Origin of the sequence: Blautia sp. CAG:237 (assembly GCF_000436615.1) — a bacterium.
Lineage (GTDB): Bacteria > Bacillota > Clostridia > Lachnospirales > Lachnospiraceae > Blautia_A > Blautia_A intestinihominis.
The window spans coordinates 1-11,314 of record NZ_FR886697.1 but is presented as its reverse complement, the minus strand read 5'-3'; the positions used below and the strand labels follow the sequence as shown (position 1 = coordinate 11,314).

Annotated in this window: 8 protein-coding genes and 1 pseudogene; 7 read left to right on the top strand and 2 right to left on the bottom strand. The window is 42.7% G+C overall.

Annotated elements, in window-relative coordinates; genetic code table 11:
- The first annotated feature begins 454 nt into the window (after positions 1-454).
- Positions 455-934 carry a DUF2284 domain-containing protein gene (locus tag QZL69_RS03085; protein ID WP_022213757.1) on the top strand — a complete coding sequence of 160 codons (480 nt, stop codon included), beginning with the start codon at positions 455-457 and terminating at the stop codon, positions 932-934.
- Between the two features lie 106 nt (positions 935-1,040).
- The gene (locus QZL69_RS03080; RefSeq protein ID WP_022213756.1) at positions 1,041-1,688 is read left to right on the top strand and encodes an L-rhamnose mutarotase; all 648 of its coding nucleotides are present in this window, start codon (positions 1,041-1,043) and stop codon (positions 1,686-1,688) included.
- 92 nt (positions 1,689-1,780) lie between these two features.
- Here QZL69_RS03080 and QZL69_RS03075 read toward each other — a convergent pair whose 3' ends face one another.
- Entirely contained in the window at positions 1,781-2,368 is a 588-nt protein-coding gene (locus QZL69_RS03075) for a TetR-like C-terminal domain-containing protein (RefSeq protein WP_022213755.1), read from the bottom strand.
- 311 nt (positions 2,369-2,679) lie between these two features.
- On the opposite strand from QZL69_RS03075, the gene QZL69_RS03070 reads away from it, so the two are divergent.
- The 4 genes and pseudogenes from QZL69_RS03070 to QZL69_RS03055 all read left to right on the top strand — a co-directional run bounded on the left by QZL69_RS03070 (position 2,680) and on the right by QZL69_RS03055 (position 9,137).
- Positions 2,680-5,916, top strand: coding sequence for a YhgE/Pip domain-containing protein (locus tag QZL69_RS03070; protein ID WP_022213754.1), 3,237 nt, complete (start codon positions 2,680-2,682; stop codon positions 5,914-5,916).
- 23 nt (positions 5,917-5,939) lie between these two features.
- Positions 5,940-6,311, top strand: a pseudogene (locus tag QZL69_RS03065) (GGDEF domain-containing protein); the annotation flags it as partial.
- A gap of 192 nt (positions 6,312-6,503) precedes the next feature.
- Positions 6,504-8,009: a S1C family serine protease gene (locus QZL69_RS03060; RefSeq protein ID WP_022213752.1), complete on the top strand. Its 1,506-nt coding sequence runs from the start codon at positions 6,504-6,506 to the stop codon at positions 8,007-8,009.
- Between the two features lie 168 nt (positions 8,010-8,177).
- Positions 8,178-9,137: a 3'-5' exonuclease gene (locus QZL69_RS03055; protein WP_022213751.1), complete on the top strand. Its 960-nt coding sequence runs from the start codon at positions 8,178-8,180 to the stop codon at positions 9,135-9,137.
- Here the strand turns inward: QZL69_RS03055 and QZL69_RS03050 are convergent.
- Complete coding sequence (locus QZL69_RS03050; RefSeq protein ID WP_022213750.1) at positions 9,120-10,400, bottom strand: D-alanyl-D-alanine carboxypeptidase family protein; 1,281 nt, start codon at positions 10,398-10,400, stop codon at positions 9,120-9,122. The two genes, QZL69_RS03055 and QZL69_RS03050, sit on opposite strands and share 18 nt — an antisense overlap.
- A 521-nt stretch (positions 10,401-10,921) precedes the next feature.
- On the opposite strand from QZL69_RS03050, the gene QZL69_RS03045 reads away from it, so the two are divergent.
- The coding region (locus tag QZL69_RS03045; RefSeq protein WP_291518022.1) for a class I tRNA ligase family protein at positions 10,922-11,314 on the top strand (393 nt) is incomplete at its 3' end.

The following is an 11,314-nucleotide window of genomic DNA, read 5'->3' as shown; positions in this document are numbered from 1 at the left end:
GAGCCGGTGCTTATTGCTGCTGCGATAGGCACCGGCTTTTTGCTCTCATAAATGACGGTTTAAGCTGAAAATACCAAAGATATCAAAAGAGTGAAAGAAAAACTTTGCACATGATTATAGTGAAAAAAATAACTGAGGCTTTTTTGAAAATTCGACAATAAAGTACTATAAATAGTATTATAAAAACTTATATGTACGATAAATGGGATGTAATATAAAAAAATATATATAAAAAAGAAAGACGAGAAAAGAAGTGCGATATAATGCACACATAAAAGGCGAGAAATAAAACGAAATACAAAATAATGCACAGACCCAAGAGCTTACTTTATCTGAATAGCTTATTTGATATATTTTATGTGGGATATAGTTGACCTATGACAGATATTGGGTATAATTACTTTAAATAATAAGAAAAAGTGAGAAATTACGATAATAACAGAAGGGAGATTTTATGATGGATCTTATGCAGGAAGCTATTCTTCTGGGATTTTCCGGGGCGGCTGTCATGGATACGAAAGAGCTTGTCTTTGTGCCGGAATACCGGACATTTTGTGAAGAAAATTTATGCGGCTGTTATAATGTAAATCCAGCCTGTCCACCCGAAAGTGGAACCGTGGAAGAGATGAAACAGCGTGCATTAAGTTATGAAAAAACACTGGTGCTGCAGACAATGCAGGAGGATCTGCACGATCCGGCGGAATACAAAAAAGCAAAACTGCTGCAGAATAAAATGACAGAAGAACTCGCAGAGAAGATGAAAGCAGACGGAAAGACAGATCTGCTGATCATGAGTGCCGGTCCGTATAAACATAATTCCTGTATGTCGGCATACTGTGTGGACGCACAGAAAATGGCAGATGCGGCGGGAATGCTTTGCTGGACAGATGACGGAATGGTGCGCTATTTTTCCCAGATCCTCTTTCATGAATAAAATTGTATTATAAATACAGATGTGATAGAATCAGTATCAGAAAATAAAAGCTTGCAGATGCAGACAGCAATGTCTGAAAAGCACAAATGACAGGAGGGGTTTTACCATGGAAAGACATGCATTTGCAATGAAAGTAAAAGAAGGCAGGATGAATGACTACCGCAAAAAACTTGGAGAGATCTGGCCGAAACTGACAGCATTTCTTGATCGTAATAAGGTAAAGAATTTCAGTATCTGGAATGCAGAGGATCTGATCTTTGGTTATTATGAGAACGAGGATGGAGCAGCTTTAAGCGCAGAGGAGAATGCAGCGAAAGATGCCATTACCGCGAAAATCCAGGATACTTTTGACTGGATCTCCACACCGGGAAAAGATATGCGGCTGATGTATCATAACTTTGGTGTTGTAAGAGAAAACAAAGAACTGATCCGTCACAGAATGTTTATGACTAAACTCAAAGATGGCTGTGAAGAAGAATACAAGAGACGCCATGACGGTCTGATCGAACAGAGAGGTGATACTGTTGATCCGGGTCCGGACAGCAACTTCAGCATCTGGAGTGCCGGTGGTTATATTTTTGGTTATGATGAGATCGATACTACCATGGAAGTAGAAGAAACGGTTGAAGCGAGAGAGCAGACTGTTGAATGGGAAATGCGTCAGCTTGGAATCATGGACTGGATCACGAATGATGTAGACTGGATGACAGGTGATGTTCATGCAGATGTAAAACGTCTGGCATGGCATAACTGATCAGAACAGAGAATAAAATAAAGTATAAAAGGAAGCCCTGGTTACTGCATGGATGAATGCGGCAGCCGGGGCTTCTGACATTAGAATAAAAATTATTTTTTGAGCATTTCCAGATATCCCTGGGTAGTGCTTTCGATCATTTTGTAAGTAAGCTCTGCCATGTGCTCCGCAGATTTCTGTTCTGGTTCTGTGAGCCAGGTGCGGATCAGGCCGACACATCCGTTCAGGATAAAGGCATAAGCGTATTTGAGATTTGGGTCATCCTCTGGAAATTTTTCAGGAAGCTGGCTTAAGAAAGTTCCTGCGATCAGCTTTTCAATCCGTTCTACGAATGCCATATCTCCATGCGGTCCAAGGAGAGCAAGACAGAGTTCCTTATTGCTGTCCAGAATATTGAAAAACTGCACGATGAAGTAAAAAGCACCTTCTGTATTATTGGAATCGATCGTGTAATTTTGCATTACCTGAGTGATTTCTTCCAGAGCATCTTCCTCGATCTGCTGCAGCATCTGATAAATATCAGTATAATGAAGATAAAAAGTGGAACGGTTGATGTCAACTTCGTCAACAAGTTCTTTTACTGTAATTTCCTTAATACTTTTCTGAAGCATCAGGCGTGCAAGCCCTTCTCTGAGCTGTGCTTTGGTTTTGCGTACTCTCCGGTCAACTTTTCCGGCCATGTTAAATCCCCCTAATCTTTTGGTAAAAAATCGTCATCTTTTAGATAAAATGTCAATTTTTGACATGTGATAGACATTAATTAAAAATATGTCTATTAATATACATGACGATATTTTTTTGTTGGTTGTATCTGCTTTTCGTGTTTAGTATAATACACCTTGCCAAGAAAAGCAACATAATGTTGATTAATAGAAACTAAAACCATTAATAGAATATTGTCTATTGTTAAGATAATATTTATTTGATGGAGAGAGTTCGTTTAAATCAGCATGTTACAATTATATTTACATTACAGGAAAGGAACATATAAATGATCAAAAACGAGTGGAAAAGTTTATGGAACAACAAGATTTTGATCATCGTAGTCATGGCGATCATTATTATTCCAGTGATCTATGCCGGCTTGTTTCTGAAATCCATGTGGGATCCATATGGAAATCTGGATCAGCTTCCGGTGGCAGTGGTCAATAATGACAAATCCGTAGAATACGATGGCAAAACGCTGAGTGTAGGCTCAGATATGGTGGATGAGCTAAAGGACAATGATGCACTGGATTTTCATTTTGTAGACAGTGAGGAAGCAGAGCAGGGATTAAAGAATGGTACTTATTATATGGTAATCACCATTCCGGAGGATTTCTCCAAAGATGCTTCTACATTGATGGACGACAATCCGAAAAAAATGGAACTGAAGTATGAGACAAATCCGGGAACCAACTATATCGCGTCCAAGATGAGCGAGAGCGCTCTGTCCAAGATCCGTGAGGCAGTTGCTTCCAAGGTGACTGAAACTTATACACAGATGGTTTTTGACCAGATTGCAACGGTTGGAGATGGAATGCAGGAGGCAGCGGATGGTTCTGAGGAATTAAAAGACGGACTCAAAACTGCTTCTGATGGAAATAAGACGATCATCAAAAATCTTAAGAAACTTGCTGACAGCACACTGACGTTCAAGAGTGGTGCAGAAACTCTGACAGAAGGCCTGAAGGAATATACAGATGGCGTTTCTCAGGTTGACAGAGGTGCTTCCCAGCTTGATGAGGGTGTTGGAACTCTGACAGCAAAACTTCCTACACTGACAAGTGGTGTAAACAGTCTTGATGAAGGGGTTAAGAGTTATACAGATGGAGTTGCAAAACTGGATGCGAACTCTGCACAGCTTACTTCTGGAGCAAATAGTCTGAGCAAAGGGGCACAGAGCCTGAAAACAGGACTGGATACTCTGAAAAGTGGTACTACACAGTATGTAAGCGGTGCAAATACACTTGCTGATGGCGTGACACAGTATGTTGCCGGAGCAGAACAGCTTGCAGCCGGGGCGCAGCAGCTTTCTGCACTGGAAAATATCGGACAGGTATCCAGTGGGATTGCACAGCTGAATACAGCCGTTTCTGAGGGAAACAGTTCTCTCAAGAGTGGAACACAGCAGCTTGAAAGTGGGCTGGGACAGTTATCCGAACAGTTACATAGTCTTTCAGACAGTGCAACGGCAGACTCAATGAAAGAACTTGCCGCAGGTCTGAACAAAGCAAAGACAGGAATGGAAACCGCAAGTCAGGGAATGGATTCAGCAGCAGCAGGAATGAATCAGGCCGCAGCGGGCATGAACTCTGCAGCGGATACGATCCGTACTGCCAGCAGTGGAATCTCACAGGCTGCTTCTCAGCTCCAGGGTGTTTCCGCGCCGGTATCAAAGGCTGCAGACAGCATGGCAGGGGTGGTACAGCAGTGTGCCCAGGATGCAAATGCACAGATTGAAGCAGCAAATGGACAGATCAGTGCAGCCAACCAGCAGACAGAAGCAGCAAATGCAGTGATTACAAATGCTTCTGCAGCACTTCAGGCAATCCAGGGACAGGCAGATGAAAATGGAATGATCTCCGCCGAAAGTCTCAGTGCAGTGATCGGTTCCCTTGCCGGAGCAGATGCAGGAGTGAGCGGAGTATCTGGTATTGATGCAGATGCGTATACTGGTCAGGCACAGCAGATCGCAGCTTCTGCAGCAGAACAGATCGCAGGAGCACAGAGTACGTTAAACAGTACAGCATCGCAGCTGGAGCAGGCAGCTTCCGGTTTGAACAGTGGAGCAGATACACTTGGAAACAAAGCCGGTGAAATGAGCAGCGGAGCATCACAGATGCAGGCTGGTGCAAATGAAATGGAAGAAGGCATTTCTTCCATGCCGGAAGTTCCTTCTGATCCGATCAATGCAGTATCAGCAGCGGTGGATCAGCTTTGTGCCGGATCACAGAAAGTAAATGCAGGAACAACTTCTGTAGCTTCTGCACTTTCCACTCTGGAAAGCGGAACGAAGGATTTTCCAAAAGCAGCAGCGGGAGTTAAAGCATTAAATGCAGGGTTTGAGACACTGACAGCAAACGACGAGACACTGACATCCGGTGCGGCAAGTCTCAAAGCGGCTGGAAGCAGCGTTACAGGCGGTATCAATCAACTTACAAATGGTGGAAAAACACTTGCAGATGGTGTGAATACGCTGAGTGCGGGACTGAAAACATACACTTCCGGAGTTTCTACTCTGGCAGAAAACAACAGTGCTCTTACAGGTGGAACTTCACAGCTTGCAGAAGGTGCAAAAACTCTTGCAAGTGGAGCCGAACAGCTTGCGAGCGGAACCAAAACACTTCATGATGGAACAAGCAAACTGGTTTCCAATAATAATAAACTGAACAGCGGAGCCGAACAGCTCTCTGATGGCGCAGGCCAGATCCAGGACGGATCCTCACAGCTTTATGATGGTTCCAAAGAACTTGGTGATGGAATGACCAAACTGGAAGATGGTTCTGATACACTGGCAACAAGCCTTGGCGACGGGGCAGCGCAGGTGAAAGAAACAAAGGCAAGTGATGATACGATCAGTATGTTTGCAACACCGATCACAGATGAAGAGACAAAGATCACAACGGTAGAAAACAATGGACATGCAATGGCACCGTATATGATGTCAGTTGGTCTTTGGGTAGGTTGCCTGGCATTCTGTCTGATGTATCCTCTGACAGAATACAAAGGTAAACTGAAATCCGGATTCGCATGGTGGGCAAGCAAGGCTTCTGTCCTTTATCCGGTGGCAATCCTTCAGGGTGTTCTTCTGATCCTTCTGCTTCATGTATTTGATGGATTTACACCAGTGGAAATGACAAAGACGATCCTGTTTGCGGCACTGACGGGAGCATGCTTTACATCGATCATGTATTTCTTCAATATTACATTTGGTAAAGTTGGAAGTTTCCTGATGCTGATCTTCATGGTAGTACAGCTTGCCGGTTCAGCGGGAACGTATCCGGTGGAGATTTCTCCAGATTTTGTGGCAAAGATTCATTATTATCTGCCGTTTACATACACAGTAAATGCTTTCCGAAGCACGATCTGCGGCGGTGAGAGCATCCATCAGTCTGTTGTGGTACTGATCGGACTTACGATTATCTTCTCAATATTGACAATCCTTCAGTTCAATCACATGGCGAGAAGGAAGAAACAGGGCAAAATGCTTCTTCTTGACTGGCTGGAAGAAAAAGGAGTCGCATAAAATAGAGAGTCACATCATTATCCAAAGATGTTGATACCTTTAAATCTGTAAATGATACCTATGGTCATGCAATGGGAGATACTATTCTTCAGAAAGTAGCTACCCTCCTCAAGAGAACCTTCCGTAGCATCGACTATGTATGCAGAATCGGTGGAGATGAGTTTGCAATCATCATGGTTGAGATGACCAGCGATCTCAAATATACGATCGAAGAAAAGATCGAAGCTGTGAATGAAACACTTTCCAAGGAAGTGGATGGAGTTCCGGCGGTATCCTTAAGTGTCGGTGTTGCATTTTCTGACCGGGATAATGCAGAGGATGATATCTTTAAAGATGCGGATAAAGCTCTTTACTATATTAAAGAACATGGAAGACATGGATGTAAGATCTTCTGATGTAATAGGATTTTTGACAGGAATTCCCTGTACTGCCCTGTAGCGGCAGCAGGGAATTTTTGTTATTCATGGAGAACATTGGGGAAATTAACAGATTCGTCACATTTTTCCCACAAAGTCAACACAAATACCCCCTATACTTCTAACCATAAAAGAAAAGAAGTAAACAGAGATTCCAAGGAGGGGATTTTGATGACAGATATGAATAATAGATCAATGAATGATAACAATGAAAATAGAAATAACGATCCGAAAGAAAGAATGAGAAAGAAAGTAAAGAAAGCAGCAGGTATTGCATTATGCGCAGTTCTGGCAGGCGGACTTGCAGCAGGTTCTTTTGAGGGTGTGAATGCACTGACTGGATGGAACAGCAGCAGTGTAGAAGCTGCTTCTTCTAACAAAGAAAATACAACTCTTCTTCAGACAAAATCAGACAAGAAGGATAAATCCGACAGCAGTGATGAAAGCGATTCCAGCAAGACAAAAGGAAGCCTGGATGTATCTGATATCGCAGCAGAAGGAATGAAATCCGTAGTAGCGATCACAACGAAATCTGTTCAGGATGTTCAGAATTATCTTGGATATTATGGATTCGGTGGAAGCCAGGGATATACAACACAGCAGGAAGTTGAAGGAAGCGGTTCTGGTATCATCATCGGAAAGAATGATGACAGCCTTCTGATCGCAACAAACTATCATGTAGTAGACGGAGCAGATACCGTATCTGTTACCTGCATTGATGGCGAGACTTATGAGGCAACCGTCAATGGTTATGATGAGGACAAAGACCTTGCAGTTGTTTCTGTAGCACTGTCTGATATTTCTGATGATACAATGGATCAGATCCAGGTAGCAACCATGGGAAGTTCTGATGACCTTAAAGTAGGTGAGCAGGTAGTTGCCATTGGTAACGCTCTTGGATATGGACAGTCTGTAACAACAGGTATTGTAAGTGCAAAGAACCGTAAACTGAACTCTGATGGTTCTGAAGAATCAGAAGATTCAGATGCAGTAAACCTGATTCAGACTGATGCAGCAATTAACCCTGGTAACAGTGGTGGTGCACTTCTGAATATGGATGGTGAAGTAGTCGGAATCAACTCTGCGAAACTTGCATCTACAGAGGTTGAAGGTATGGGATATGCAATTTCTATCTCAGATGTTACGGATACTCTGGAGCAGCTGATGAACGAAACACCAAGAGATAAAGTTGATAATCACGGTGTACTTGGAATCACAGGTATGTCTGTAAGCGAGGAAGCTTCACAGTATTATGGAGTTCCGGAAGGTGTTCTTGTTTCTGAAGTCACAGAAGGCGGAGCAGCAGACAAAGCTGGAATCAAGGCAAAATCTATCATCACAGAATTCGATGGTAAGAGAGTACGCAGCATTGATGAACTGGTAAGCCGTCTGGAGTACTATGAGCCAGGTGAAGAAGTAGACGTTACCATCGAAGTTGCAAATGGTGATTCCTATAAAGAAAAAACAGTTACCGTAACTCTTGGAGAAAATCCGGATGCTGATAGCCAGGATTCCAAGGATGAGTCCAAAGACGATCAGGATCAGGGAAAACCGGATGATCAGGGTGATGGAAACCAGGATCAGGATGAAGAACAGTTTGGTGACAGTACAGACAGTCTGCTTCAGGATTTCCTCGAAAATGGAACTTCCTATGAACGTTACTACAACGTATGGTAAACCGTAAGTTGACATAAAACAGGAAGTAATAGATTAATTATTATAAATATTATAAGCCACGAAAGGAATCGGTGCAGTTGCATCGGTTCCTTTCTTTTGCTATACTAAATGACAGAGTGCAGAAATACATCAGGTATTTTACGGAAAAGAAAGAAAAGGAAACACGGTATGAACTATATTGTTTTTGATCTGGAATGGAATCAGAGTCCAGGCGGAAAGAAATATTCAAACAGTCGCCTGCCTTTTGAAATCATAGAGATCGGTGCTGTGAAGATGAATGAAAAAAGAGAACCTGTAGATGTTTTTCAGAGGCTGATAAAGCCGCAGGTATATAACTGGATCCATGACAGTATCCATGAGGTGATCCATGTGGATTATAAGGATCTTGCAGACGGACTTCCTTTTCCGGAGGCGGTGAGGGAATTTCTGGACTGGTGTGGAGATGACTTTGCATTTTTTACCTGGGGAAATCAGGATGTCATGGAATTGCAGAGAAATATGAAATATTATGATCTGCTGTTTCTTCTTCCGGGACCGGTGAAGTATTACGATGTGCAAAAAGTTTTTGGTATGTGCTGTAAGGAAGCCGGTGGACGCAGAAGTCTGGAATTCGCGATCGATCAGCTTGATATTCCGAAGGAGCAGACATTCCACAGGGCACTGACAGATGCGCGTTATACGGCGATGGTTCTGAAATGGGTAGATGAGAAGACTCTTTTTACAAACTATTCCATGGACGTATATCAGAACCCGAAAAAAAAGAAAGATGAGCTTTTTTTATCCTATCCGGATCATGACCAATATGTTTCAAGGGAATTCACAGACCGGGACAAGATTATGAGGGACAGGGAAGTGACCAGCACGAAATGCCCGATCTGTCATTTGCCGGCGAAACGTAAGATTCGATGGTTTATGAATAATTCGAAGGCATATGAGAGCATATCACTCTGTCAGAAGCATGGATACGTGAAAGGTAAGATAAGGATCCGTCATACAGAAGAAGACCGTTATTATGTAATTAAGACGCTTAAAAATGTAGGTAATGAAAAAGCGGAAGAAATCCGTGAAAAAAGGGATTTCCTCCGCAAGAAGAGACAGATCAAAAGAAAATCAGAGAAGCAGATCTGAGATTGAATTTTTTGGATAATATCTGGCAGTTCCAACCTGATGACCGTTGAAAGAATAATTGATGGTCAGAAGGGGACGACCTGCCGGATTTTTTTTAATGGTGTAATTCTTTTTGAGGGAATCCGTATCTGTTCCATTTGGAAGTGCTACGGAAGGTGTCCGCATCGAATAAAAAAGAACACAGTGCTGGTAGTCTTTGATCAGATATTTTTCTGCTGGAAGACAGGAAAAAGAGATTTCTTTTTTTTCTTTTACAGCAGCTCTGGAAAAATTGTCAAATCCGTAATCCAGGAGGGATTTGGTATCGGAGTATGCACCATTGATGGACTGCATGACGACGGAGACAAGGTACATATTTCCGCGATGAGCAAAAGTAACGAGTGTATTTCCGGCTGCCTCTGTATAACCTGTTTTGCCGCCAAGAACACCGTCATAAGCATAGGTCTGTCCGGACATCATCTTGTGGTGATTCAGAAGGTAACGGGTTTCACTGAACTTGTTGGTTGCCGGGATTTCGTAATAAACAGTTGTACAGTATTTACGGAACATCGGATTGAACCAGGCTGCACGGGCGATTTTTGCCATATCATTGGCTGTAGTGTAATGTTTCTCATCCGGAAGCCCGTTAGGATTGTTGAAATGCGTATTGGTGCATCCTATCTGACGGGCTTTCTGGTTCATCAGTTCGACAAATTTCTTGACGGAACCGGAAGTCTGTTCAGCTATGGCAAGAGTCATTTCATTGGCTGACTGGAGCATAACTGCCATCAGTGCCTGTTCTACGGTAAATTCTTCCCCGGTATCTGCGTAGATACTGGAACTCTGAGTATCTGTGATTCCATGAGCAGCGGTTTCAGACATGGTAAATTTGTCTGTGGCTTTCAGATTTTCACTGCCGAGAAGGGCAGTCATGATCTTGGTGATGCTGGCTGGATACTGAGCTTTGTCTGCGTTTTTTGAATAAAGGATGCTTCCTGTTATCATATCCATGAGTACAGCGGATTCTCCCTCTATCTGAGGTCCCTGAACCCATCCCTCAATGGAATCTGTATCTGCAGGCTGTGTATAATAGTCTGTATGATAGATTTCTTCAGGAACAGGCGTTGCTGTTACGATCGGATCACCATATTCATCGGTTGCAAGGACAGGAACTGTCTGGCAGACAATGAGAGCTGCACAGAGTACGCTGCCAAGAACGCGCTTTATTGCATTGCATGTCGAGCAGGTGGCAGTAGCACGTCTGCTGATTTTTTTATTTTTCATGTAATTACCTTTCTTTATTGAATATAATTTCTATATTATACCATTCTCAACAATTATACTGTAATCATTTTTTGTATACAAGGGTGTATTTCAGCGGGAGAAAACGTAAAACCTTAAAGCGGTTTGGGTAAAATAGCCGTAAATCCCTGAAAATATCGCAAAAAGACCTTGACATAAACAAAAACAGAACCGTATAATGAAACAGCACATATAATGAAATAAAAACTGTGATGGAGACAGTAGATCGATATGAAAACCGCAGAGAGCCGGGATGAGGTGGGAGCCTGGTGTCAGTAATTTCGATGGAAGATCACTCCGGAGTTTCTTTCCTGAAATCTTAAGTAAGGAGGGACGGTGTTTCCGCCGTTAAAGGGAACATGTATCGGCGTTTGATTACTACCAGCCCGTACAATGTAACAGGTGGTGCGAATGTGGAAATTGCTTTCGTCCTTTTACAGGACGGAAGTTTTTTTATTTTTATGGAAAAATTTTCCCGAGAGAATTTAAAGGAGGAATCTGTTGTGTATCAGAAAGTAGATACGAACCTGAATTTTGTAGACCGTGAAAAACAAGTAGAAAAATTCTGGAAAGAAAACCATATCTTCGAAAAAAGTATGGAGGACCGCAAAGACGATCCTACTTACATGTTCTATGATGGACCGCCGACAGCAAACGGCAAACCGCACATCGGTCATGTACTGACACGTGTTATCAAAGATATGATCCCGAGATACCGTACTATGAAAGGTTACATGGTACCTCGTAAAGCTGGATGGGATACCCACGGACTTCCGGTAGAGCTGGAAGTAGAGAAGAAACTTGGTCTGGACGGCAAAGAACAGATCGAGGAATATGGTATGGAACCATTTATCCAGCAGTGTAAAGAAAGTGTCTGGAAATACAAAGGAATGTGG